The 22,809-nt window shown below is 72.2% G+C and carries 24 protein-coding genes; 13 read left to right on the top strand and 11 right to left on the bottom strand.

Going from position 1 to position 22,809, the window contains the following annotated elements; genetic code table 11:
* The first annotated feature begins 73 nt into the window (after positions 1–73).
* The 4 genes from EXE44_RS07280 to EXE44_RS07265 are packed head-to-tail and all read left to right on the top strand — an operon-like array spanning position 74 to position 4,090.
* The gene (locus tag EXE44_RS07280) at positions 74–1,339 is read left to right on the top strand and encodes a potassium channel family protein (protein WP_137716595.1); all 1,266 of its coding nucleotides are present in this window, start codon (positions 74–76) and stop codon (positions 1,337–1,339) included.
* Entirely contained in the window at positions 1,336–2,685 is a 1,350-nt protein-coding gene (locus EXE44_RS07275; protein WP_137716594.1) for a cation:proton antiporter regulatory subunit, read from the top strand. The genes EXE44_RS07280 and EXE44_RS07275 overlap by 4 nt, the downstream gene beginning before the upstream one ends.
* A 22-nt stretch (positions 2,686–2,707) precedes the next feature.
* Complete coding sequence (locus EXE44_RS07270) at positions 2,708–2,992, top strand: ubiquitin-like small modifier protein 1 (protein ID WP_137716593.1); 285 nt, start codon at positions 2,708–2,710, stop codon at positions 2,990–2,992.
* 39 nt (positions 2,993–3,031) lie between these two features.
* Positions 3,032–4,090, top strand: a complete 1,059-nt coding sequence (locus tag EXE44_RS07265) for a deoxyhypusine synthase (RefSeq protein ID WP_137716592.1) — start codon at positions 3,032–3,034, stop codon at positions 4,088–4,090.
* Between the two features lie 129 nt (positions 4,091–4,219).
* On the opposite strand, the gene EXE44_RS07260 is transcribed toward EXE44_RS07265, so the two are convergent.
* From EXE44_RS07260 to EXE44_RS07240, 5 genes are all read right to left on the bottom strand, one after another.
* On the bottom strand, positions 4,220–5,254 hold the full coding sequence (locus EXE44_RS07260; RefSeq protein WP_137716591.1) for an LLM class flavin-dependent oxidoreductase: 1,035 nt from the start codon (positions 5,252–5,254) through the stop codon (positions 4,220–4,222).
* 553 nt (positions 5,255–5,807) lie between these two features.
* Positions 5,808–5,984: a 50S ribosomal protein L37e gene (locus EXE44_RS07255; protein WP_053770758.1), complete on the bottom strand. Its 177-nt coding sequence runs from the start codon at positions 5,982–5,984 to the stop codon at positions 5,808–5,810.
* Complete coding sequence (locus EXE44_RS07250; RefSeq protein WP_017344111.1) at positions 5,981–6,223, bottom strand: LSM domain-containing protein; 243 nt, start codon at positions 6,221–6,223, stop codon at positions 5,981–5,983. Before EXE44_RS07250 ends, EXE44_RS07255 begins: the two co-directional genes overlap by 4 nt.
* A gap of 101 nt (positions 6,224–6,324) precedes the next feature.
* The gene (locus EXE44_RS07245; protein ID WP_137716590.1) at positions 6,325–7,614 is read right to left on the bottom strand and encodes a hypothetical protein; all 1,290 of its coding nucleotides are present in this window, start codon (positions 7,612–7,614) and stop codon (positions 6,325–6,327) included.
* The gene (locus EXE44_RS07240; protein ID WP_137716589.1) at positions 7,611–8,261 is read right to left on the bottom strand and encodes a hypothetical protein; all 651 of its coding nucleotides are present in this window, start codon (positions 8,259–8,261) and stop codon (positions 7,611–7,613) included. Before EXE44_RS07240 ends, EXE44_RS07245 begins: the two co-directional genes overlap by 4 nt.
* Before the next feature lie 285 nt (positions 8,262–8,546).
* Here EXE44_RS07240 and EXE44_RS07235 point away from each other — a divergent pair, with 285 nt between their 5' ends.
* The 3 genes from EXE44_RS07235 (at position 8,547) to EXE44_RS07225 (ending at position 11,953) form a co-directional block, all read left to right on the top strand.
* Positions 8,547–9,899 carry a ribonuclease J gene (locus EXE44_RS07235; RefSeq protein ID WP_137716741.1) on the top strand — a complete coding sequence of 451 codons (1,353 nt, stop codon included), beginning with the start codon at positions 8,547–8,549 and terminating at the stop codon, positions 9,897–9,899.
* On the top strand, positions 9,896–10,942 hold the full coding sequence (gene idsA3, locus EXE44_RS07230; protein WP_053770762.1) for a geranylfarnesyl diphosphate synthase: 1,047 nt from the start codon (positions 9,896–9,898) through the stop codon (positions 10,940–10,942). Before EXE44_RS07235 ends, idsA3 begins: the two co-directional genes overlap by 4 nt.
* Before the next feature lie 96 nt (positions 10,943–11,038).
* Positions 11,039–11,953, top strand: a complete 915-nt coding sequence (locus tag EXE44_RS07225; protein WP_137716588.1) for a DMT family transporter — start codon at positions 11,039–11,041, stop codon at positions 11,951–11,953.
* Positions 11,954–11,992: 39 nt separating this feature from the next.
* Here the strand turns inward: EXE44_RS07225 and EXE44_RS07220 are convergent, their stop codons facing one another.
* On the bottom strand, positions 11,993–12,460 hold the full coding sequence (locus EXE44_RS07220; protein WP_137716587.1) for a peroxiredoxin: 468 nt from the start codon (positions 12,458–12,460) through the stop codon (positions 11,993–11,995).
* A gap of 74 nt (positions 12,461–12,534) precedes the next feature.
* Here EXE44_RS07220 and EXE44_RS07215 point away from each other — a divergent pair, with 74 nt between their 5' ends.
* Entirely contained in the window at positions 12,535–14,586 is a 2,052-nt protein-coding gene (locus EXE44_RS07215) for a histidine kinase N-terminal 7TM domain-containing protein (protein ID WP_137716586.1), read from the top strand.
* 27 nt (positions 14,587–14,613) lie between these two features.
* Here the strand turns inward: EXE44_RS07215 and EXE44_RS07210 are convergent, their stop codons facing one another.
* Positions 14,614–14,937 carry a CGCGG family rSAM-modified RiPP protein gene (locus EXE44_RS07210; RefSeq protein WP_137716585.1) on the bottom strand — a complete coding sequence of 108 codons (324 nt, stop codon included), beginning with the start codon at positions 14,935–14,937 and terminating at the stop codon, positions 14,614–14,616.
* A 130-nt stretch (positions 14,938–15,067) separates the two neighbouring features.
* On the opposite strand from EXE44_RS07210, the gene EXE44_RS07205 reads away from it, so the two are divergent.
* The 3 genes from EXE44_RS07205 (at position 15,068) to EXE44_RS07195 (ending at position 16,859) form a co-directional block, all read left to right on the top strand.
* The gene (locus EXE44_RS07205; protein WP_137716584.1) at positions 15,068–15,304 is read left to right on the top strand and encodes a DUF2249 domain-containing protein; all 237 of its coding nucleotides are present in this window, start codon (positions 15,068–15,070) and stop codon (positions 15,302–15,304) included.
* An 83-nt stretch (positions 15,305–15,387) separates the two neighbouring features.
* The gene (map, locus tag EXE44_RS07200) at positions 15,388–16,296 is read left to right on the top strand and encodes a type II methionyl aminopeptidase (RefSeq protein WP_137716583.1); all 909 of its coding nucleotides are present in this window, start codon (positions 15,388–15,390) and stop codon (positions 16,294–16,296) included.
* Entirely contained in the window at positions 16,296–16,859 is a 564-nt protein-coding gene (locus tag EXE44_RS07195) for an HIT family protein (RefSeq protein WP_137716582.1), read from the top strand. The genes map and EXE44_RS07195 overlap by 1 nt, the downstream gene beginning before the upstream one ends.
* 33 nt (positions 16,860–16,892) lie before the next feature.
* Here EXE44_RS07195 and EXE44_RS07190 read toward each other — a convergent pair whose 3' ends face one another.
* The 3 genes from EXE44_RS07190 to EXE44_RS07180 are packed head-to-tail and all read right to left on the bottom strand — an operon-like array spanning position 16,893 to position 19,414.
* A complete protein-coding gene (locus EXE44_RS07190; protein WP_137716581.1) occupies positions 16,893–17,645 on the bottom strand; it encodes a phosphate ABC transporter ATP-binding protein in 753 nt (250 codons plus the stop codon).
* A 51-nt stretch (positions 17,646–17,696) separates the two neighbouring features.
* Positions 17,697–18,446, bottom strand: coding sequence for an ABC transporter permease (locus EXE44_RS07185; protein ID WP_137716580.1), 750 nt, complete (start codon positions 18,444–18,446; stop codon positions 17,697–17,699).
* A 2-nt stretch (positions 18,447–18,448) separates the two neighbouring features.
* Positions 18,449–19,414, bottom strand: a complete 966-nt coding sequence (locus tag EXE44_RS07180) for a substrate-binding domain-containing protein (RefSeq protein ID WP_137716579.1) — start codon at positions 19,412–19,414, stop codon at positions 18,449–18,451.
* 103 nt (positions 19,415–19,517) lie between these two features.
* Here EXE44_RS07180 and EXE44_RS07175 point away from each other — a divergent pair, with 103 nt between their 5' ends.
* Together EXE44_RS07175 and EXE44_RS07170 are read left to right on the top strand one after the other, a co-directional pair.
* Positions 19,518–20,321, top strand: coding sequence for a TOBE domain-containing protein (locus tag EXE44_RS07175; RefSeq protein ID WP_137716578.1), 804 nt, complete (start codon positions 19,518–19,520; stop codon positions 20,319–20,321).
* A 126-nt stretch (positions 20,322–20,447) separates the two neighbouring features.
* On the top strand, positions 20,448–22,118 hold the full coding sequence (locus EXE44_RS07170; RefSeq protein WP_137716577.1) for a tryptophan--tRNA ligase: 1,671 nt from the start codon (positions 20,448–20,450) through the stop codon (positions 22,116–22,118).
* 291 nt (positions 22,119–22,409) lie between these two features.
* On the opposite strand, the gene EXE44_RS07165 is transcribed toward EXE44_RS07170, so the two are convergent.
* Positions 22,410–22,772 (bottom strand): DUF5518 domain-containing protein, encoded by a 363-nt coding sequence (locus EXE44_RS07165; RefSeq protein WP_121562805.1) that lies wholly within the window; start codon positions 22,770–22,772, stop codon positions 22,410–22,412.
* Positions 22,773–22,809: the final 37 nt, after the last annotated feature.

The following is a 22,809-nucleotide window of genomic DNA, read 5'->3' as shown; positions in this document are numbered from 1 at the left end:
CGCGGCGCTCCCGCGACCCGCCCGGACGCGGCGCGCCGACACACGTTTAACCGCGCCGCCGGTTGGGGGGCGTATGTCGCTGCCCGTCGAGATCGTATTCGGCGTCTACCTCGGCGTCATCACCGGGATCGTCCCCGCGCTGGTGGCCGGGGCCCTCGGGTTCGTGTTCAAGTACGTCACGGACGTGACGATCCCCGGGCTCGGGGTGGTCGTGCTGTCGCTCGCCATCGCCGGCGTCAACGGCGGGCTGCTCGCGCTCAACGACGAGACGATCCGCTCCTCGGAGCGCGCGCCGGCGATCCTCACGGCGATCGTCGTGGTGCTCATGCTCTCGATGTACGCCCACGCGCAGGGGGACAAGCTCGGCGCCAGCGTCCCGAAGCGCATCTCGCTCAAGCAGCTCCGCGACCGGACGCTCTCGACCGACGTGATCGAGCTGGTCGGCGGCCGCGGGCGCGTCTCCGTCGAGGTGGCCGGCGAGGTGAACGACATGGAGGGGTACCCGCCGCTGCCGGCGGACACGCGCCGCGCGATCGTCGACGGCGACTGGGCGTTCCCCGCCGACCTCCCGCTCGCGGAGCTCGAAAGCCGGTTCGCGGAGCGGCTCCGGACCGAGTTGGACCTCGCCGACGTTGCCGTGCGGATCGACGAACAGGCGCGCGCGACGGTGTCGGCCGCGCCGCCGACCGGCGCGCTCTCGAAGCGGGTGCCCGCCGGGAAGCGCGCGGTGTCCGTGTCGGCGCTGGTCCCGACCGGCATCGCCCGCGGCGACGTCGTCCGCGTGATAACCCCGGACCTCGACGCCGAGGGCGCCGTGATCGCCGCCCGGTCGAGCGGGAAGCCGGAGCCGGGGGCCACCGCGGCGTCGACGCCCGCCGCCGCGGGCGACGACCCGGACCCGGACGACGACGCCCGGACGGACGGCGGCGAGGAGGCCGTCGCCGCGCCCCCAGCGGCGACCGCGCCCACGACGACCGGCGGCGAGGGGCGCGTCACGCTCGCGCTCGACCGCTCGGAGGCGACGGCGCTCCTCCGGGCCGACCGCGGGCGCGTGCTGGTGCTGTCGCGGGGCACCCGCCGCGAGTACGAGCTCACGGCCCTGCTGCGTCGGGCCGGGAAGCGGTTCCGGAAGGTCTCGGTGGTCGCCGACGGCCCGCTCGACGGCCACACGATCGGCGAGGCCGAGGTCCGCGAGGCGTACGGCGTGGCGGTCCTCGCGGCGCGTCACGAGACGTGGACGGTCGCGCCGGACGGCTCGCAGTCGCTGTCCGCCGGCGACGACCTGTTCGTCGTCGGGAGCCGCGACGCGCTCGACCGGTTCGCGGAGGTGGCCGCGTGAGTCCCCTGCTCGTCGCTCTCGGCGGCGCGGACGGGCTCGCCGCGGCCGACCTCGCTCTCGCGGCCGTCGGCGTCGGTTTCGCGCGGCCGTGGCAGGCGGCGGTCACGCTCGTCACGTTCGCGGCCGTCGCCGTGCTCGTCGCGGCCGGCGCCGCGCTGGCTTACCGCTGGTACTTCCGCACGGAGATCCCGGAGGGGGTGACCTGGCTCCTCGGCGTCTCGGTCGTCGCGCTGTACCTCAACACGACCTCGCTGGGGTCGGTGGCGGTCGGGGACAACCCCGCCCTGCTGGCGCCCGAGAGCGTCTTCTTCAACCTCGTCTCGCTCGGCGTCGCGGCGGTGACCGCGCCCGTCGGCCGGTACGCCGGCGACCGGCTCGCGGTCGACGTGTTCGCGCTCTCCGGCGCCAAACAGCTCGACGGCGAGCTGAGCGGGATCGTCCGCGCGGTCGGGCGCTTCACGGCGGTGACGCTCCCGTCGGTCGACGAGATCCGCGACATGGACACGTACGACCCGGTCTCGGCGGACAAGAAGGCGGAGCTCGCGGAGACGACCCTGCTGTTCCCGCGGAAGCTCCCCGCGGCCGAGCTCCGCGAGCGGCTCATCGCCCGGCTCAAAGACGAGTACGGGGTCGGCTACGTCGACGCCGACCTCGGCGCGGACGGGACCGTGGAGTACTTCGCGGTCGGCTCCCGCGCCGCCGGGCTCGGCCCGACGCTCGCGCCGGGGTCGGCCGCGGTCGCCGTCGCCGCGGACCCGCCGAACAACGCCACGGTCGGCGACACGGTCCAGCTGTGGCGCGACGACCCCGAGCCGGAGCGGGTCGCGACCGGCGAGCTGCGCGGCGTCGCCGGCGACGCCGTCACGGTCGCGCTCGACGAGTCGGACGCCGAGCGGCTGACCGACGAGGGCGGCTACCGGCTCGTCACGCTCCCCGCGGAGCCGCAGGCCGACCGCGAGTTCGCCTCCCTGCTGCGCAACGCGGACGAGACGATGGCCTCCGTCACCGTCGCGGCCGGCAGCGACCTCGACGGGAGCACCGTCGGGGAGGTCGGGGCCGTCGTCGCCGCGGTCCGACCGGCGGGCGGCTCCGTCGAGCCCATCCCGCCGCGGGCGTACGCCTTCGGCGCCGGGGACCTGGTGTACCTCGTCGGCCGCCCGGGCGCGATCCGGCGGTTCGAGGCCGCCGCCGCGGCGCCGAGCGAGTCGGACCCCGGGAACGACGCGCCCGGTGCGGCGTCCGCGACCGGGCGCGAGGCCGGATCCGCTGCCGCCGACGCCGCGGTCGGGGACGCCGGCGACGCCGACGACGCAGACGCGGACCCCGACGGGACGCAACGCTCTTGAGTCGCCCGCGCGGGGATCCGGTATGGAGTGGAAGCTGTTCGCCGACCTCGCGGAGATCGCGGGCGACCGCACGGTGGCGGTCGACGCGGGGCCGGGCGACACGGTCGGCGACGCGCTCGACGCGCTGCTCGACGCACACCCCGACCTGCGGGACCGCGTGATGGAGGACGGCGCCGTCGCGGACCACATCAACGTCCTCCGGAACGGGCGGAGCGTCCGCCACGACGAGGGGCTCGACGCCACGCTGGAGGCGGGCGACGAGCTCGCGCTGTTCCCGCCCGTGAGCGGCGGCCGCCCCGTCCGATAGATCGGTCGTTTCAAACGCGCGCCGGCCCCATCCGGAGCCATGACCGACAGCGACGAGGGCGATCACGGCGACGACGGCGGCCACGACCCGCACCGCGAGGAGTTCCACGAGGACCCGGTCGGCCACACGCGCGCGACCGCCGGGATGACCGTGAGCGAACTCGTCGACGGCTACGGCGACGCGGGGATCGGCGCCGCCGCGGTCAACGAGGCCGGAGACGTGCTCGCGGAGATGTTCGCCAACGAGGACTGTACCGTCTTCCTCTCGCTGGCGGGCGCGATGGTCCCCGCCGGCATGCGTCGGATCGTCGCCGACCTGATCCGCGACGGCTACGTCGACGCCTTGGTGACCACCGGGGCGAACCTCACCCACGACGCCATCGAGGCCATCGGCGGGAAACACCACCACGGGCGCACTCGCGACCCCGAGAAGACGCCGCGCGAGCACGACGAGGGGCTCCGCGACGAGGGGGTCGACCGCATCTACAACGTCTACCTCCCCCAGGAGCACTTCGCCGACTTCGAGGGCCACCTCCGCGAGGAGGTGTTCCCGGCGCTGGAGGCCGACCCGGACGACGCGGGGAGCGGCGCCGTCTCCATCGCCGACCTCACGCGCGAGCTCGGCCGCGCGAACGCCGAAGTCAACGAGCGCGACGACGTCCCCGAGGGGCCGGGGGTCGCGGCCGCCGCCTACGAGCACGACGTACCGGTCTACTGCCCCGCGGTCCAGGACTCCGTGTTGGGGCTTCAGGCGTGGATGTACGCCCAGACGGCCGACTTCACCATCGACGCCCTCGCGGACATGACCGAGCTGACGGACCTCGCCTTCGAGGCCGACGACGCGGGCTGCCTGCTCGTCGGCGGCGGCGTCCCGAAGAACTTCACGCTCCAGACGATGCTCGTCACGCCCCGCGCCTACGACTACGCCGTCCAGGTCACGATGGACCCCGAGGCGACCGGCGGGCTCTCCGGCGCGAGCCTCGACGAGGCGCGCTCGTGGGGAAAGCTTGAGAAGGACGCGCGAAACGCCTCCGTCCACGGCGACGCGACCGTGATGCTCCCGATGCTCGTCGCCGCCGCCCGCGAGCGCGTGGAGTAGGCGCGCGAGCGCGATTCCGTCCACGTCATCGGCTGTAAACTGATCCGCGGTACTCGACGCCGACTCGTTCTCGGCAGCTTTCCAAAAACGGTTCGCGGGGTGGGAAGCACCCGACGCGCAGCGACCGTCCTACTCTCTCGCGTCCAGATCCATCGCCTCGGCGAGCAGCGCGTGCGACTCCAAGGCGTCGTCGTGGTCCGGTACCGTGTGCTGGATCATCACCTCGTCGACGCCGACGCGGTCGGCCAGCTGCTCTAAGAGCCCCGAAATCGTCTCGGGGCTCCCCGAGATCGACCGCGGCCACTCGTCGTCGTCCAGCGTCGCCGGCGTCGGCTCGGGCGCGCCGCCCAGCTCGTCGACCGCCTCCTCGACCGTCGGCGTCTCGTCGCCCAGCTCGCCGCGCTTCATCCGCCGGAACGTCGCCTCCGCGGGGGCGCGCCGCCGGGCCGCTGCCTCGTCCGTCTCGGCCGCGACCGCGTTGACCGCGACCATCCCCCGCGGCTCGTCGAGCGCCCCGAGTCCCCCCTCGGGGTCGAACGCCTCGCGGTACGCCGCGAACGCGCGCTCGGCGAATCCGGGCCGGATGAACCCGGCGAAGCAGTAGCGGAGGCCGAGCTCGCCAGCGATCTCGCCGCTCGACGGGCTCGACCCGAGCACCCACGGGACGGCCGGCCCCGAGTCGGAGCCCGGCACCGACAGGTCGGAGTAGGGGTGTTCCGGCGGGTAGTCGTCGCGGAGGTGGTTCACGACCGCGGTGATCCGCTCGCGGTGGTCCTCGTTCGGGTCCTCGACGCGGCGGTCGGTGCCGAGCGCGCGGTCGGACGCGGGCGAGCCGTTCGCGCGCCCCATGCCGAGGTCGACGCGGCCGGGCGCCAGCCCGTCGAGGACGCCGAACGACTCGGCCACCTTGAACGGGCTGTAGTGGTTCATCAGCACCGCGCCGCTGCCGATCCGGATCGAGTCGGTCGCGCCGGCGAGCCGCCCGAGCAGCACCTCGGGCGTGGTGCCGGCGAGGCGGTCGCCCATCCCGTGGTGTTCGGCGACCCAGAACCGCTCGTAGCCCAGTCGCTCGGCGTGTTTCGCGGCGTCGACCGTGTTCGCGAACGCGTCCGCCGCGGTGCCGCCGCGGGGGACCGGCGAGAGGTCGACGACTGAGAGGTCCATACGCCCGCTCGGCGACCGCCGCGTGAAACGGTTTGGGTCCCGGCGGCGTCGTGGCGGATCGCAACCCCGGATTCCGTGCGGTGGCGCGTGCCTGCGAGCGGCCGACAGGCCGCGAGCCGCACGCGCGAGGGAGTCGCTGGCGGCTGGCGCCGCCAGCGACGAGGCTGGGGAGGCGTGAGGCTGCGGTGCTGTGCGGGGCGGGACGCAAAGGGGCAGTCACCGGCGGCGGAGCCGCCGGTTGCCCGTGGCGCGTAGCGCCACGCTGCCGCGAGGGCGAAGCACGCCGCAGTAAGCACCGCAGCGAGTGAGCGAAGCGAACGAGCGAGGCGCGTGGTTCGAGAGAGCGAAGCTCTCTCGTCATCCCGAAAATCGGAGATTTTCGGGCGACAACAAGGCGCGCGAGTCCTCGCGGCTGGGGCTTTGGTGGTGGTCACCGCGGAGTCAGCGATCTCGTACGGCCGAGCGACTGAGACTTCGAGAGTGTCCGTCGTTCCTCCACGGTAAACGCGTAGCTACGCGAGTGAAAGCGAGAAGAACCTGAAGAGACGCCGGTTCAGTTGTCGCCGTTCTTCGACTGCCAGGCGTAGTCGCGCCGGGAGGCGGACTCGCCGAAGCCGCACGAGGAGCAGCGCTCCTTCTTGACGTGGTAGGACTTCTCACCGCAGCGTCGACACTTCACGTGGACCGTCTTGTTCTTCTTTCCCTGAGAGGGCGTACCTGCGCCGGTCATGCTTTGATGGTGACGACGTTATCGCCGCGTATAATCGTTGTGTCTTCGATCGCGACGGCGAACTCGCCGTCGAGGTCGTCGTCGACGCGGTCGTCCACGTCGGCCTCGGGCTCGATGACGACGTTCATGTGCTGGTCGTAGCCGCCGAGGACGCCGTAGTAGGTCGTGCCGTCCTTCAGGTGTACCGTCACGGGCTCCTCGAGCGACGCTTCGAGCACGTCGAGGGGTCGTCCACTCATTGTCCGATCGCCGCCCGTCGCGGTAATAAAAATACCGGGACGGAGCCTCCGAGGCCGGTCGGTTTGACACGACCGCGGGCCCGCCGCCCCCGGACCGACCCTCACGCCAGTCGCTCGCGCACGAACGCGGTCGCCGGCGGGACCGCCCGCGCGTACAGGGCGGCGTACGTCAGCTCCGCCTGGGTCCGCCTCGGGGCGGCGTACCCCGCGTCGATCTCGTCGGCGACGCGTTCGAGCGAGGCCAGCGCCGGGCGGACGAACCGCGCCGCGAGCGGGTCGCCGCCGTCGACCGCCGCGACGGCCTCGCGCGCCCGCTCCGCGGCCGACCGGAGCGACGACTCCGACGGCGGCTCCCGGTGGCGGCCGTCGCGGATCGCCTCGACGGCCCGCCGCCGCGCCTCAACCGTCGCCAGCGCGGTCCCGGCTTCGATCACCGCGGTGGCGTAGTTCCCGTTGTCGGACGCCCGCTCGACGTCTCTGACCGCCGACTCCGTCCGCCGGTCGGTCGCGACCGCCAGCTCCTGTGCCACGGTCCCGCTCAGGTCCTCGTCGCCGGGCGCCGCCTCGTCGCCGGTGCGCCGCCGCACCTCCGCGCGCGTTCGGCGCACCGACCCGTCCAGCACGTCCGCGGCCGCCACCAGCGACGCCCACCGCGGGCCGAGCCCCTCGCGGTCGCCGTGAAACGCGTCGCGGAGGCCCGCGGCGTCGGTCGCGGCGGCCCGCGCGCGCTCGACGTCGCCGACCGCGTCCCCGGCCCGGAACGGCGCCGCGACCGGGTCGTCCGGGTACCTGACGGTGGGGACCAGGTGCCGCGCGCACGCCGCGAGCAGCGACTCGACCGGCTCGTAGGCGAGCGCCGCCGCCGCCGTCGCCTCGGCGCGGTACTCTAGGTCGGCCGCGATCGTCGCCCGGTCTTCGCGGACGGCGCGGCGCCGGGCAGTCAGGGCCGCCCCGTCGTCGACGCCGGTTGCCGCCCGGTGGGCGCCGCGGACCGTCGCCGCCGTTCCGCGGGCCCGCCGCCGCGCGGCGAGGGACTCGGTCGGCCACGGGTCGGTCGGCTCCGCGTCGACCCGCTCGACCGCCCGCGCCCTGTCGTCGGCGATCGCCGCCGCGACCGCCGCGTTCGGAAGCGACGGCTCCGCCGGGACGGCGTCGAGCAGGTCGCGGGCGCGAGACACGTGCGCCGCCGCGAGGGCGTCGGGGACGGTCGCGGGGAACGGCGCGGAGGGCCACTCGGTCGCGTCGACGAGGTCCGTCGGCACCGCGGCCGCCTCGCGGCGCTCCGTCTCGCCGCCGGTGAACGGGAGGCCGGAACAGCCGGCGACCGCCGCCGCGCCCGCGGTCGCGACCCCGGCGAGGAACCGTCGCCGGGACTCGCCCTCTTCGGTCACGCGCCCTCACCCCCCGAGCCGGTCGACGAGGCGTTGAAGACGGCCGGTGGCTCCCGACGCAGGCAAGAGCCGCTCATGCCCCTCCCGCTCCCGGTCGAGCGGTCGGCGGCGACGGGGAGCCGGATCGCGAACCCGACCGTGTGGGTCGCGTCCGCGTCGCACTCGACGTCCGCCGGGCGGTACGCCCGACAGAAGTCGGCGTGGGGGTGGAGGTCGCCGTCCGCGAGCTCGTCCGGCTCGACCGACACGGACCGGAACCGGACCTCCCGACACGCCCGCACCGGCATCGAGAGAAGGTACGCCGACGACGACTCGAAGTCGGTCGCGGCGAGGAACGTCCGGAGCCGTTCGCCCGCGCCCGTCCCGGCGAACGTGAGCTCGTCGAGGTCCGACGCCGCGACCAACACGCGGTGCGTCTGCCGCCGCTGCGGCGCCCGCTCGTCGGCCGACAGCGACGGCAGCTCGTCGCCCTCGGCAACCAGCGCGCCGCCGCGCTCGTCGCGCGCCTTCGCCAGCTCGTAGTCGTCGATCGGTCGGTCGCTGCTCGGGTAGCTGTTCGACGCGGTCTCGCTGCCGGCGCAGCCGGCCAGGGCGGCGATCCCTGACGCGGCCGCGAGGAGGGCTCGGCGGCGGGGAACGTCCGTCATCGGCGGCGGTTCGGCGGAGAGCGTGAAACGCTTTGTGGGACGCGACCCTCCCGCGACGGACCGCCGAGGCCCCGTTCGGACGCGAACCACCGTCGCGGGGCCGAACCCGGGAGTTTTTAACGTGGGCGAGAGTACGCCGAGGTACCACACTCCCGCGGGACACGGTGAGTCGCGACGACTCGGCCGTAGCGGGGCCTTCACGACGCGCGGTACGACGGTGCGCCGACGGCTCCTTGCGGGGTTTCAGTGACCGGCGCCGACCACGGCGTCAGACACGAACACACCATGGAAATCGAAATTGCGACACTCGGCGGTTACGAAGAGGTCGGTCGACAGATGACGGCGGTCCGCGCGGGCGAGGACATCGTCATCTTCGACATGGGCCTGAACCTCAGTAAGGTCCTCATCCACGACAACGTGGAGACCGAGAGCATGCACAGCCTCGACCTGATCGACATGGGCGCCATCCCGGACGACCGGGTCATGAGCGAACTGGAGGGCGACGTTCAGGCGATCGTCCCCACCCACGGGCACCTCGACCACATCGCGGGGATCCCGAAGCTCGCCCACCGCTACGACGCCCCCATCGTCTCCGCCCCCTACACGATCGAGCTGGTCCGCCAGCAGATCGAAGACGAGGGCAAGTTCCAGGTCGACAACGACCTCGTGAAGATGAAGCCGGGCGCCACGATGGCGATCGGCGACTCCGAGCAGGTCGAGATGGAGTTCGTCAACGTCACCCACTCCATCATCGACGCGATCAACCCGGTCCTCCACACGCCCGAGGGGGCGATCGTCTACGGCCTCGACAAGCGCCTGGACCACGACCCCGTCATCGGCGACCCGATCGACATGGAGCGGTTCCGCGAGATCGGCCGCCAGGACGAGGGCGTCCTCGCGTACATCGAGGACTGTACGAACGCCGGCCAGAAGGGCCGAACCCCCTCCGAGTCGTACGCGAAGAAGCACGTCGAGGACACGCTGAAGTCGATGGAGGACTACACCGGCGGCATCGTCGCCACCACGTTCTCCTCCCACATCGCCCGCGTGAAGACCCTCGTCGAGTACGCCCGCGAGATCGGCCGGCAGCCGGTCCTGCTCGGGCGCTCGATGGAGAAGTACTCCGGTACGGCCGAGCGGCTCGACTTCGTCGACTTCCAGGGCGACGTCGGCATGTACGGCCACCGGAAGTCCGTCGACCGCGCGTTCAAGCGCATCATGAAGGAGGGGAAGGGGAACTTCCTCCCCATCGTGACGGGCCACCAGGGCGAGCCGCGCGCGATGTTGACCCGCATGGGCCGCGGCGAGACCCCGTACGAAATCGACGACGGCGACAAGATCGTCTTCAGCGCCAGCGTCATCCCGGAGCCCACCAACGAGGGCCAGCGCTACCAGAGCGAACAGCTCCTCCGGATGCAGGGCGCGCGCCTCTACGACGACATCCACGTCTCCGGCCACCTCCGCGAGGAGGGCCACTACGAGATGCTGCAGGCGCTCCAGCCCCAGCACCTGATCCCGGGCCACCAGACGCTGAAGGGCCGCTCGCCGTACGTCGACCTCGCGAAGTCGCAGGGGTACAAGCTCGGACGCGACGTGCACGTCACGCAGAACGGGTCCACCATCCAGCTCGTCGAATGACGAGCGAGACGAAGGAGGCGCGGGTGCTCGACGCCATCCGCGAGCGGCGGGAGCTGGTCAACGCCGCTATCGACGAGGAGCTGCCGGTACAGGAGCCCGAGCGGCTGTACGAGGCGACCCGATACATCCTCGAGGCCGGCGGCAAGCGGCTCCGCCCGACGGTGACCACGCTGGCCGCGGAGGCGGTCACCGGCACCGAGCCGATGGGCGCCGACTTCCGCGCGTTCCCGTCGCTCGACGGCGACGACGTCGACGTGATGCGGGCCGCGGTCGCCATCGAGGTGATCCAGTCGTTCACGCTGATCCACGACGACATCATGGACGAGGACGACCTGCGGCGCGGCGTCCCCGCGGTCCACGAGGCGTACGACGTCTCGACGGCGATCCTCGCCGGGGACACGCTCTACTCGAAGGCGTTCGAGTTCATGACCGAGACGGGGGCCGACCCGCAACACGGGCTCGAAGCGATGCGGATGCTCGCGTCGACCTGTACCGAGATCTGCGAGGGGCAGGCGCTCGACGTCGCCTTCGAGAACCGCGACGACATCCTCCCGGACGAGTACCTGGAGATGGTCGAGCTGAAGACCGCGGTGCTGTACGGCGCCTCCGCGGCGACGCCCGCCCTCCTGCTCGGCGCCGACGAGGACGTCGTCGACGCCCTCTACCAGTACGGGATCGACTCGGGGCGCGCGTTCCAGATCCAGGACGACGTGCTCGACCTGACGGTCCCGTCGGAGGACCTCGGCAAGCAGCGCGGCTCCGACCTCGTCGAGGGGAAGGAGACGCTCATCACGCTCCACGCCCGCCAGCAGGGCGTCGACGTCGACGGCCTCGTCGACGCCGACACGCCCGCCGAGGTGACCGAGGCGGCCATCGACGACGCGGTCGCCGCGTTGGAGGAGGTCGGCTCCATCGAGTACGCCCGCGACACCGCCGAGGAGCTCACCGCGCGGTCGAAGGAGCACCTCGAACTGCTGCCCGAGAGCGGCTCCCGCGGCCTGCTCGAAGACCTCGCGGACTACCTCATCGTCCGCGGCTACTGAGCCGACCGCCCGCGGGCGGTCCCGTCCGACGACCCGACACCGGCGGTCCGGGCCGGGACGGACACCGCTTTACCCGCGGCCCCCGTTCGGTCGGCCGTGTCACGGTACCGGAACGTCCTCTTGTTTTTCACCCTCGCACTGCTGTGGGGCGGCTCCTTCGTCGCCATCGAGGTCGGCCTCGACTACTACCCGCCGGTGCTGTACGCCGCGTACCGGTTCGACGTGGCGGCGCTCGCGCTGCTGTCGTACGTGCTGGTCACGCAGGACGACCCGTTCCCGCGGACGCGCGGCGACCTCACCGCGATCGGGTTCAGCGGCGGGCTCTCCGTGGCCGCGAACAACGCCCTGCTGTTCGTCGGCCAGCAGTACACGACGAGCGGCATCGCCTCCATCACCTACAGCCTCGTGCCCATCGCGACCGCGGCGGTCGCGGCCCTGTGGATCGGCGGCGCCGACCTCGATCGTCGCGGCGCGGTCGGGGTCGTCCTCGCGTTCCTCGGCGTGGGGCTCGTCGCGCAGCCTGACCCCGCGAACCTCGGCGGGGGCGTCGCGGTCGGCGTCGGGCTGATCGCGGTCGGCGTGGTCGCCGTCGCGATCGGCAGCGTCGGGCTCCGGACCGTCGAGACCTCGTTCTCCAGCGTCGCGCTCACCGGGTGGGCGATGGGCTTCGGCGCGCTCGCCATCCACGCGCTCAGCCTCGGGATCGGCGAGAGCCAGCGGCTCCCGGCCGCCGCCCCGCCCGCGCTCCTCTCGCTGGGGTTCCTCGGACTGCTCTCCTCTGCGGTGGCGTACACCATCTACTTCACGCTGCTCGACCGGCTCGGCCCCTTCGAGATCAACCTCGTCTCCTACGTCGTCCCGATCGTGGCCACCGCCGCGGGCGCCCTGCTGCTCGCCGAGCCGGTGACGCCGTTCACCGTCGCGGGCTTCGTCGTCATCGTCCTCGGGTTCGGCCTGCTGAAGCGGCGCGAGATCGCCGACGCGGCCGCCGGGATCCGGTTCCCCGGGTGAGCGTCGCGTCCGCACGGACCGCTCGGGGACCGACGTCCGTCAGTCGTCGAGCGCGCGGATGTCGTCGATGATCTCGACCGCGTGGTCCTCGGGGGAGACGCCCTCGTAGGCCAGGACTACGGTGCCCGCGTCGTCGAGGACGTACGTGTTCCGGAACACGCCGTCGAAGGTATTCCCGAACATCTGCTTCTCGCCGTAGGAGTCGTACGCGCTCGACACGGCGCCGTCGGGGTCCGAGAGGAGCGTGAAGGGGAGGTCGTACTCCGCGGCGAACGGTTCGAGGTCCTCGACGGGGTCATCGCTGATCCCGAGGACGGCGACGTCTTCCGCCTCGAACGCGTCCCACTCGTCGCGGAAGCTACACGCCTCGGCGGTGCAGCCGGGCGTGTCGGCGCGCGGGTAGAAGTACACCACCGTGTGACCGGCCGCGGCCGGGTCGACGGTGACCGTCTCGCCGCGGTGGTCGGTGAGCGTGATCTCGGGTGCGGAGTCGCCCGGTTCGAGCATACGCATCGACGCGTCTCGAAGGGGTTAGGCGATTCGGTCCCTTTTTACCGGATACTCGCATCCTACCGGTATCGATGGCGTGGCAACCGACGCCGTACACGGCCCCGTTGCTCGTCGCGGCCGTCGCGTCGTTCGGGTTCGCCGTCTACGGGACCGCCAACCGGTCGCGCGGCGGGCACGCCCTCCTGTGGAGCTTCGTCGCCGTCGCGGGCGCCGCCGGCGTCTGGTCGCTGGCCTACGCGGCCCAGCTGTCGGCGACGACCCTCGGGCCCACGCTGTTTTTCAACCGCTTCGTCTGGCTCGGCTCCGCCGGCTTAGCGGTCGCGTGGCCCGCGTTCGTCTTTTCGTACGTCGACCGGACCGCGTGGCTCGGCCGGCGCCGGTTCGCGCTCCTCTGGGTCGTCCCCGTCGCGGTCGCGGCCGCCGTGTGGACGGCCGGCGTCGACCCGCTGTTCTACGCCGACCCCTCCCTCGTCGACGCCGGCGGGTACCGCGTCCTCAGCTACACGCCGACGCCGGCGCTGCTCGGCTTCGTCGGCTACACCTACACGGTCAACCTGTTCACGTTCATCGTCCTCGGATACGCGGCGGTCTCCCGCGACGGCGTGTTCCGCCGGCAGGCGGCCGTCCTCTTCCTCGCCGGCGTCGCGCCGCTGGTGCTCAGCGCGGCCGGCATCGCGGGCGTCGTCGGTCCCGACGCCGGGTTCATCGACTTCACCCCCATCGCCTTCAGCGGCACCTCGGCGCTTCTGGCGTGGGTCGTGTTCCGGTACCGCATCCTCGACGTCTCGCCGATCGCCCGCGACGCGGTGTTCGCGAACCTCTCGGACGGCGTCGTGGTCTGCGACGCCGACGGCCGCGTGGTCGACACCAACGACCCGGCGGAGGCGCTGTTTCCGGACGCCGAGCTCGGCGTCCGGGCCGACGACGCGTTCGACGACGTCCCCGCGGTCGCCGACGCGGTGACGGATCCGGCGGCCGACGACGAGTTCCGCGTGACGGTCAACGGCGACGACGCGCCGCGGTTCCTGACGGTCGACGTCCACGACATCACCGGGCCGGGGACGACCCGCGGGGGGACCGTCCTGCTGTTCCGCGACGTCACCGAGCGGGAGACGCTCCAGCGTCGCTACCGCGCGCTCATCGAGAAGTCGCCCAACGTGATCGCGGTCTGCGGCGAGGACGGGCTGCTCCGCTACGTGAGCCCGTCGATAGAGCGGCTGCTCGGCCACCGGCCGACGGAGATCGAGGGGCGACCGATCATCGACCTGGTCCACCCCGAGGACCGGCGCGAGGCGCAGCAGGCCTTCGAGCGCGCCTTCGACAGCGCCGAGCCGCAGTCGCTCACGCACCGGATCGCGCGCGCCGACGGGAGCTGGCGGCGGTTCGAGACGGTGATCGAGCGGCTGTTCGCCGACACGGGCGAGGTGGTCATCACCGCGACCGACGTGACGGACGCCCGGCGGTACGAACAGCGGTTACAGGTGTTGAACCGCGTGCTGCGGCACGACCTGAAGAACGACACCAACGTCATCGGCGGGTACGCGGACCTGCTCCGCGACCACGTCGACGAGGAGGGCGACCCGTACCTCGACATCATCGACCGGAAGGTGCGGACGCTGACGCACCTCAGCGACCAGGCCCGGGAGATCGACGTCGCGCTCCACAGCGACGCGGGGCGGGCCGAGATCGACCTCTCGGAGCTGGTCGAGCGGCTCTGCGAGTCCCTGTCGTCGTCGTTCCCCGAGGCGACGGTGACGGTGTCCGTCCCCGAGTCGGCCGTCGTCTCCGCGGACGAGCTCTTGGAGTCGGCGGTCCGGAACGTGTTGGAGAACGCCGTCGTCCACAACGACGGCGACGACCCGCGCGTCGAGGCGACGGTCGTCGCCGACGGCGACCGCTTCCGGCTCGACGTGGCCGACGACGGCCCGGGGATCCCGCCGGTCGAGCGGACGGTGTTCTCGGAGGCGCGGGAGACGGCGCTCGAACACGCGAGCGGGCTCGGCCTCTGGCTCGTCCACTGGATCGTCACGGAGTCCGGCGGCGACATGGAGATCGACACGCGCGAGCCGACCGGCACGGTGGTCCGGATGTGGCTCCCGCGGGCCGCCGAGGAGAGGGAGTAGGCCCGCCCGCCGCCGCGGCGGTCCCGCTCAGACGTGGACCCGGACGACGTGGCCGCCGCAGCCGCACTGCTCGACGTACTCTACGTTGACGGCGTCGCCGAACGCCGACTCCAGCGCCCCGAAGAGGTACTCCTCCGGGTGGCCGTGGTCGCCGTGGGCGACGAGGTTGACGTGGTTGCCCGCGGCCGTGTGCTCGACCGCGTCGACCGCCTGTCGCACGAGCAGGTCGCGGTCCGCGGCGTGTTCCGGGCCTTCGAGGTTCGCGGACCAGGAGTTCTCGTGGACGCGGTCGGTCACCGGGTCGGCGCCGTGGTCGTGTTCGTCGTCGGGGTCGGACGGTGTGCTCGCCATGTCTCGTCCGAGGCGCTCGGGCCCCGTCCGTCTTCGAGCGAACATGTTCGAGCGGCGTCCCGGCGCTCGACGGTCCCTCCCGAACGATTTCGGGAGGAGTTACATCACCGCGGGAACCGACGACCCACCCATGAGCTCCGACCCGTTCGACGACGCGGACGAGCGGCTGGACGCCCGCGAGATAGACGGCGAGCCGTTCGGCGACATCATGGCCGCGCTCGACGGCCTCGACGAGGGGGAGTCGCTCTGTCTGGTGAACGGCTTCGAGCCGGTGCCGCTGTACGACGTGCTGGCGGAGCGCGGGTTCGAACACGAGACGGCGAACCCGGCCGACGACGAGTGGCACGTCGAGATCACGCGCCCCTGAGCACCGGCCAACTGGTCGTTCGGCTCTCGCGGCGTCGAGCGCTCTCCGCAACCTCTTTGCGCGCGGTCGCCGAACCCGCGTCCATGAGTCACGGACCTCTGGACGAGGGCGCGGTCGAGAGCTACCGCGAGGCCGGCGCGGTGCTGGTCGAGGCGATGAACGAGGCCCGCGAGATGGTCGAACCGGGCCGGACCCACCTCGAGGTCGCCGAGTGGACGGAGGACTTCGTCCGCGAGCAGGGGGCCGGTCTCGCCTTCCCGGTGAACGTTAGCGTGGACCCCGAGGCGTCCCACGCCACCCCGAGCCGCGGCGACGAGACGGAGTTCGGCGAGGAGATGGTGTGTCTCGACGTCGGCGTCCACGTCGACGGCTACATCGCCGACGCCGCGGTGACGGTCGACCACACCGGAACCCCGGAGCTGGTCGAGGCCGCCGAGATGGCCCTGGAGGCCGCGCTCGACGAGGCCGGCCCGGGCGTCGAGGTCGGCGTCGTGGGGCAGGCGATCGAGGACGTGATCCGCGGGTACGGCTACACGCCGGTGCTCAACCTCTCCGGGCACGGCGTCGAGCGCTACGACGCCCACACCGGCCCCACGGTGCCGAACCGCGGCGTCGACCGCTCGGTCGAACTGGAGCCCGGGCAGGCGGTCGCGATCGAGCCGTTCGCCACCGACGGCCGCGGGAAGGTCGGCGAGGGGACCGACGAGGAGATCTTCGAACAGCAGGGCTCCGCGAGCGTCCGCGACCGGCGCGCCCGACAGGCCCTCGAAGAGATCGAGGGGTTCGACGACCTCCCGTTCGCGGCGCGGTGGCTGGAGACTGACCGCGCCGAGATGGCGCTGCGCCGCCTCAAGCAGGCGAACGCGATCAAGGGGTACCCCGTCCTGAAGGAGGACGACGACGCCTTGGTGAGCCAGGCGGAACACACCCTCCTCGTCACCGAGGACGGCGTCGAGGTGACGACCGCGGGCATCCACGGCTTCGACGACTGATGGACCGGATCTTCGCGCCGTGGCGGATCGAGTGGGTCGAGCGCGACGCCGACCCGATCGACGGCTGCCCGTTCTGCGTCCTGCCCGAGCGCGAGGACGCCCGCGAGGCGCGGATCGTCGCCCGGAGCGAGCGTAACTACGTCATCCTGAACAACGCGCCGTACAACCCCGGCCACGCGATGGTGATCCCGGACGCCCACGTCGAGGACCCGACCGACCTCGACGACGCGACGCTCCTCGATCACGCGCGGCTGAAGGCGGCGACGCTCGCCGCGCTGCGCCGCGACCTCGACCCCGACGGCGTCAACACCGGGCAGAACCTCGGCGGCGACGCCGCCGGCGGCTCGATCGACCACCTCCACACTCACGTCGTCCCGCGCTGGAGCGGCGACACGAACTTCATGCCCGTCACCGGCGACACGAAGGTGATCGTGGAGGCGATAGAGCGCACCTACGACCACCTCCACGACGGGTTCGCGGCCGGCGAGCACGTCGTCGATCCGGGAGACGCCGACGCGGGCGACGCGGTCCGACTCTCGTTCGACCTCGGCGTCGACGGCTGACGCCGCTCGGTCGGTGGCTCTCCGCGACGCGAATCAGTACACCAACTCGCCCGAGATGAACTTCCGGGTGCGCTCGTTCTCGGGGTCCTCGAAGATGGCTTCGGTCGGCCCCACCTCCGTGATCCCGTCGTCGAGCAGCACCGCGACGCGGTCCGCGACGCGCTCGGCCTGGTGCATGTCGTGGGTCGCGAGCGCGACCCCGATCCCCCGCGACTTCGCCTCGCCGATCGCCTCCTCGATGACCGCCGTGTTGCGCGGGTCCAGGTCCGAGGTGGGCTCGTCGAGCAGCAGGACATCGGGGTCGTACGCGAGCGCCCGGGCGAACGAGACGCGCTGGGCCTCGCCGCCCGACAGCGCGTCGGCCGGCTGGTCGATCTTGCCTTCGAGCCCCACGACCGCCAAGGACTCCTCGACCGCGTCGGCGGCGCCGTTCAGGCGGAGGACCGAGGCGAGCCGGTCGCCCCACGAGCGCCGGACGCGGAGCCCGTACTCGACGTTGCGCGCGACCGACCCGCCGAAGAGGCTCGCCTCCTGGAACACCATCCCGACGCGGCGCCGCAGCGCGAGCCGCTCCGCCTCGTCGACCGCCCACGCGTCGGTCCCGTCGAGCGTCACGGTCCCCTCGTCCGGCTCCAGCGAGAGCGCGAGCGTCCGGAGTAGCGTGGTCTTGCCGACGCCGGAGGGACCGATGATCCCCACGACCTCGCCGGCCTCGACGTCGATGGAGAGGTCGCGGAACACGGGCTCGTCGCCGTACGCGTGCGACACGTCCGTCACGCGGAGCATCAGTCCGTCACCCCCGTCACGCGGAGCGTCACCGCGTCACCTCCCGGCGCATCAGCCCGCCACCCCCCGGTCGCCGAAGCGGACGACGATCGCGTTGACCGTCAACACGAGCGCGACGAGGACGACGCCGAGGACCATGGCGGTCTCGTACTGCCCCTGCCGCGCTTCGAGCTGGATCGCCGTCGTCAGGGTGCGCGTCTTCGAGATGCCGTCCGCGCTCGTGATGTTCCCGCCGACGATGAGGACGGAGCCGACCTCGCTTATCGCGCGGCCGAACCCGGCCAGCACCGCGGTCGCGATGCCGTACCGCGCCTCCTTGATCACGACGAGCGCCACGTCGACGCGCGTCCCGCCGAGGACGCGGGCCGCGTCGCGGACCCCGTCGTCGACGCCGCTCACGGCCGCGAGGCTGATCGCCGTGATCGGCGGCGTCGCGAGGACGAACTGCGACATGATCATCGCCTCGCGGGTGAAGATCAGCTCAAGCGATCCGAGCGGCCCCTGGTTCGAGACCGCGAACAGCACGACGAGCCCCACGACCACGCTGGGGAACCCCATCCCGGTGTTGACCACCGACTTCACGAACCCCTTGCCAGGGAACTCCGTGAGCCCGATGGCGACGGCGGCCGGCACGCTGACGAGCGTGCTCAGCGCCACCGCGGTCAGGCTCACGTACAGCGAGACGGCGATGACGCTCCCGACGTACCCGTCCCTGAACGAGACGCCGAGGAGCGACGCCGCGGGCCGCGCGGCGGCGTCGAGCAGCGCCGGGACCGACTGGACGGTCGCTTCGAACGGCACGACTACTCGTCGTCGCTCTCGCTACTCCAACCCTCCGGAACGTACTGCTGGAAGTTCGGGTCCTCGGAGACGGCCTCCGGGAAGAACAGCTGCTCGCCGTTCACCTGGTACTCCGAGATGGCCTCCTGGACCCCCGGACTGGTGATCCAGCCGATGTACGCCATCGCGAGGTCGTAGTTGGCGTTCTCGTGGACCCCGGGGTTGACCGCCATCACCCCGTACGGGTTCGAGAGGATCTCCGGCCCGTCCTCGATCGGTCCCTGGACGAGGATCGTGAGGTCGATCTCCGAGCGCTGCGAGATGAAGGTCCCGCGGTCGGAGAGCGTGTACGCGCCCTGCTGGTTGGCGATGTTCAGCGCCTCGCCCATCCCGGTGCCGGTCTCCTGGTACCAGTCGCCGCCGGGATCCGTGCCGGCCGCCTCCCAGAGGTTCAGTTCCTTCGTGTGCGTGCCGGACTCGTCGCCCCGGGAGACGAACGTCGCCTCCGCCTCGGCGATGGCGGTGAGCGCCTCCGTCGCGGAGCCCGTGCCCTGAATTCCCGCCGGGTCGCTCTCGGGCCCGACGATCACGAAGTCGTTGAACATCAGGTCCCGGCGGTTGACCCCGTACCCGTTCCGCATGAACTCGTCTTCGAGCCCGCGGGCGTGGACCATCACGATGTCCGAGTCGCCGTTGCGGGCGGTCTCTAACGCCGCGCCGGTCCCCTGCGCGACGGCGTCGACGGTGACGCCGTACATCTCCTCGAAGTCCGTGTGGATCTCGTCTAAGAGCCCGGTGTCGTACGTGCTCGTCGTCGTCGTGAGCGTCAGCGTCTCGCCCGCGACGCCGACCGACTCGGCGGGGCTCCCGCCGTCGTCGGTCCCGTTCCCGCCGCCGCCGTCGTCGCCGCTGGTCGACGAACAGCCCGCGGTGCTCGCGATCGCTCCGGCGCCCAGCGCGGCCACGAACCGCCTCCGTTGTATCGGCATAGATACAACGGTGGGTCGACGCCACATATAACTTCCGCGCTGCGACGGGCGAGGGGGGGCGCCGGGCGAAAACGCCATGACGGCCCGGGGGCATCCTCCGGGCATGGGAGAGCCGACCGAGGTCGGGCCGGACGCGGCGGCGGGACGCGGGCGGGCCGCGCTCATCGAGGACGGCGTCGAGTTCGACGGCCGCGACGCGGCGCTACTGCGCGCGGTCGACGCGGCGGGGTCCGTCGCGGGCGCGGCCGCCGACCTGGGCCGCTCGCGCGCCCGCGCCCTCTCGCGGATCGAGGCCTTGGAGGAGGCCTACGGGACGCTCGTGGAGCGGCGCCGCGGCGGCGAGGGCGGCGGCGGGAGCCGGCTCGCCGCGTCCGGCCGCGCGCTCCTCGACCGCTACGACCGGCTCCAGGCCGTCCTCGCGGCGGCCGCGGCGGTCCCGGAGACGGTGCTCGACGGGACCGTGACGGCCGTCGACGGCGAGCTCGCGGTCGTCGACACCGCGGTCGGGGAACTGTCCGGGCTTCACGGGGGAACGGGGGACGACGAGGGCGGCGGAAGCGAAAGCGGCGGCGTCGGGGACGGCGACGGGAGCGGAGTGTCCGTCGGCGACGCGGTCCAGGTCCGGATCGGCGCCGACGCCGTCACGATCAACGACGCGGCCGACGCGGTGGACCCCGACGCGACGAGCGCCCGGAACCGCCTCGCCGGCCGCGTCTCGCGCGTCGACCCCGGCGAGACGGTGTCGACGGTCCGGATCGCGGTCGGGGCGGCCGAGGGCTCCGACGACGTCGAGGTGGCCGCGCTGATCACCGCCGAGAGCATCGAGCGCCTGGGCCTCGCTCCCGGCGACCCGGTGTCGATCCGCTGGAAGGCGACCGCGACGCGGCTGGTGGCGCACGCGGCGTGACGCCGTCCGGTGGGCTCGCCTGTCGGCGGGGTCGTCCGTTTCGGTGAGGTCGGCCCGCCCGCCGAGGCGTGGGAACCGCTCTCGCGCAAGCGAACGGTTTTTGCGTCGACCGACGGGAGGAGTGGTATGGACGAGGACACCCCCGAGGGGGCGACGCCGGGCGGCGACGGGCGCGGGTCCGACCCCGCCCCCGGGCCGTCGACGGCCCCCCGGACCGACGGCGGGACCGAGCGCGCGGACGAGCCGACCGAGGACGTCGCGCTCGACCCGTGGGGGTCGGCGTCGGTCGGGGACTACGCGGACCTGTTCGAGGAGTTCGGCATCGAGGCGTTCGACGAGGTCGCCGACGAGGTCCCGGACCCGCACTACCTGATGCGCCGCGGGGTCATCTTCGGCCACCGCGAGTACGACGCGGTCGCGGAGGCGATGGCGAACGACGAGCCGTTCGCGGCGCTGTCCGGGTTCATGCCCACCGGCGACCCGCACATCGGCCACAAGCTCGTGTTCGACGAGATCATCTGGCACCAGGAGATGGGCGGGGACGCGTTCGGCCTCATCGCCGACCTCGAAGCCCACTCGGCGCGCGGCATGTCGTGGGACGAGATCGACGAGCACGCGCGCAACTACCTCCTCTCGCTGCTCGCGCTCGGCTTCGACGCCGAAGAGGGCGAGATCTACCGCCAGTCGGACAACCGCGAGGTCCAGGACCTCGGCTTCGAACTGGGCTCGAAGGCGAACTTCTCGGAGTTCGAGGCGATCTACGGCTTCGACGGCGAGACCAACATCTCGCACATGCAGAGCGTGATCACCCAGACGGCGGACATCCTCTACCCCCAGCTCGTCGACGAGCCGAAGCCCACGGTGATCCCGGTCGGCCCGGACCAGGACCCCCACGTCCGGCTCACCCGCGACCTGGCGACCCGCGTGCGCTACTTCAAGGTGACCGAGGCGTTCGCCTCCTTCGAGCTGGACGACGACGAGCGGCAGCTCGTCCGGGCGGCCTACGACGCTCTCGCGGCGGATCGCGCCGCCGACGGCGACGACCCCGACGTGCGCTGCGAGGACGCGGCCGAGTGGCTCGCGAACTACGAGCCCCCGGAGTCGGACCGCGAGAGCGTCGACCTCGCGGCCGCGAAGGCGACCGCGCTCGACAAGCTCGAAGCCGGCGGGAAGGAGCCGCTCCGCCCCCGAGTGCGCTTCTTCGACCGCAACGCGACCGACGAGGCGTTCGAGGCGCTGATCGAGGCGGTCGACGGCGAGAAGCGCGTGTTCGAGGGCCACGTCGACGCCTTCGACCTCACCCGCGGCGAGGCGGAGTCGGTCGCCCGCGAGGTCGAGATCGACCACGACGGGTTCGGCTTCCGGCAGCCCTCCTCGATCTACCACCGGTTCATGACCGGGCTCACCGGCGGGAAGATGTCCTCGTCGATCCCGGCGAGCCACATCTCGCTGCTCGATGACCCCGAAGACGGCTACGACAAGGTGAAGGCAGCGACGACCGGCGGCCGCGACACCGCCGAAAAGCAGCGCGAACTCGGCGGCGAGGCCGACGAGTGCCCCGTCTACGAGCTGTACGCCTACCTGCTCGCGGGCGACGACGACGAGCTGACCAAGGAGGTGTACTCGGAGTGCGTCAACGGCGAGCGCCTCTGTGGCGGCTGTAAGGAGCAAGCCGCCGAGCTGATGCGCGAGTTCCTCGAAGACCACCAGGAGAAGCGCGAGGAGGCCGAGGAACTGCTCGAGAACCTCGACATCGACCTCGACTCCGACCGGCGCGGCACGGGCGGCGAGCACTGAGGCGTCTCCGCCGAGTCGCGAGCCGATTCTCACACATTTCATTCATAACTGAACGGTGCGGTCGGCGCGTGCCGCTGAGCGCCGCAGCGCGGCGCGAACCGCACGCGCGAGGTCGCCGGCGCGTAGCGCCGGCTGCCAGAGGGACCTTCGGTCCCTCGCTGGAGTCAGTCGCCGGAGCGAAGCGGAGGCGACTGACGAGGCTGGGGAGGCGTGAGGTGCCGTGCGGGGTGGTAATTTGGCGGCGTTCTCCGCCGGTCCGGATTCGGCTACGTATCAGTGCCAGCGATCGACTTACAGCTCGTTTTTTACGTACACGCCCAGCAGCCCGCCGAGGGCGCTCAACACCACGCTGTAAGCGACGCCGCCCAACACGATGAGGGCGGCGACCAGGAACACGCCGCCGGCCGCGAGCCCGGCTTCGAGCGGGAACCCGAAGAGCCCCAGGAACGGGAGCACAACCAGCGCGAGCAGCAGCAGTCCGACGATCGGGATCGACGCGATCGCGCCCGAGAGCGCGCCGACCCGGAGCCCGTCGTCGCCGTTCAGGTACCCGGCGACAGCGCCGCCGAGGAGGGGTGAGATGCCGGTGAACGAGAGGAGGGCCGACGCGATCGCGCCGACGACCGCGTTGAGGAGGGCGTTGTCCGTGTCCATGTGCGGTCGGACTCCCGGAGACGGCATACGTCTTGTG

It is taken from the genome of Halorubrum sp. SS7, assembly GCF_005435055.1.
Classification (GTDB): Archaea; Halobacteriota; Halobacteria; order Halobacteriales; family Haloferacaceae; genus Halorubrum; species Halorubrum salinarum.
The sequence above is the reverse complement of the archived record's forward strand: the minus strand, read 5'-3'. Positions and strand labels throughout refer to the sequence as shown.

Coding starts and splice junctions, on each gene's coding strand:
- EXE44_RS07180 (WP_137716579.1), bottom strand. CDS start 19,414: ATGCCGATACAACGGAGGCGGTTCGTGGCCGCGCTGGGCGCCGGAGCG.
- EXE44_RS07235 (WP_137716741.1), top strand. CDS start 8,547: ATGGAAATCGAAATTGCGACACTCGGCGGTTACGAAGAGGTCGGTCGA.
- EXE44_RS07250 (WP_017344111.1), bottom strand. CDS start 6,223: ATGAGTGGACGACCCCTCGACGTGCTCGAAGCGTCGCTCGAGGAGCCC.
- EXE44_RS07210 (WP_137716585.1), bottom strand. CDS start 14,937: ATGGCGAGCACACCGTCCGACCCCGACGACGAACACGACCACGGCGCC.
- EXE44_RS07240 (WP_137716589.1), bottom strand. CDS start 8,261: ATGACGGACGTTCCCCGCCGCCGAGCCCTCCTCGCGGCCGCGTCAGGG.
- EXE44_RS07170 (WP_137716577.1), top strand. CDS start 20,448: ATGGACGAGGACACCCCCGAGGGGGCGACGCCGGGCGGCGACGGGCGC.
- EXE44_RS07190 (WP_137716581.1), bottom strand. CDS start 17,645: ATGCTCCGCGTGACGGACGTGTCGCACGCGTACGGCGACGAGCCCGTG.
- EXE44_RS07220 (WP_137716587.1), bottom strand. CDS start 12,460: ATGCTCGAACCGGGCGACTCCGCACCCGAGATCACGCTCACCGACCAC.
- EXE44_RS07270 (WP_137716593.1), top strand. CDS start 2,708: ATGGAGTGGAAGCTGTTCGCCGACCTCGCGGAGATCGCGGGCGACCGC.
- EXE44_RS07265 (WP_137716592.1), top strand. CDS start 3,032: ATGACCGACAGCGACGAGGGCGATCACGGCGACGACGGCGGCCACGAC.
- EXE44_RS07195 (WP_137716582.1), top strand. CDS start 16,296: ATGGACCGGATCTTCGCGCCGTGGCGGATCGAGTGGGTCGAGCGCGAC.
- idsA3 (WP_053770762.1), top strand. CDS start 9,896: ATGACGAGCGAGACGAAGGAGGCGCGGGTGCTCGACGCCATCCGCGAG.
- EXE44_RS07280 (WP_137716595.1), top strand. CDS start 74: ATGTCGCTGCCCGTCGAGATCGTATTCGGCGTCTACCTCGGCGTCATC.
- EXE44_RS07205 (WP_137716584.1), top strand. CDS start 15,068: ATGAGCTCCGACCCGTTCGACGACGCGGACGAGCGGCTGGACGCCCGC.
- EXE44_RS07255 (WP_053770758.1), bottom strand. CDS start 5,984: ATGACCGGCGCAGGTACGCCCTCTCAGGGAAAGAAGAACAAGACGGTC.
- EXE44_RS07215 (WP_137716586.1), top strand. CDS start 12,535: ATGGCGTGGCAACCGACGCCGTACACGGCCCCGTTGCTCGTCGCGGCC.
- EXE44_RS07260 (WP_137716591.1), bottom strand. CDS start 5,254: ATGGACCTCTCAGTCGTCGACCTCTCGCCGGTCCCCCGCGGCGGCACC.
- EXE44_RS07165 (WP_121562805.1), bottom strand. CDS start 22,772: ATGGACACGGACAACGCCCTCCTCAACGCGGTCGTCGGCGCGATCGCG.
- EXE44_RS07175 (WP_137716578.1), top strand. CDS start 19,518: ATGGGAGAGCCGACCGAGGTCGGGCCGGACGCGGCGGCGGGACGCGGG.
- map (WP_137716583.1), top strand. CDS start 15,388: ATGAGTCACGGACCTCTGGACGAGGGCGCGGTCGAGAGCTACCGCGAG.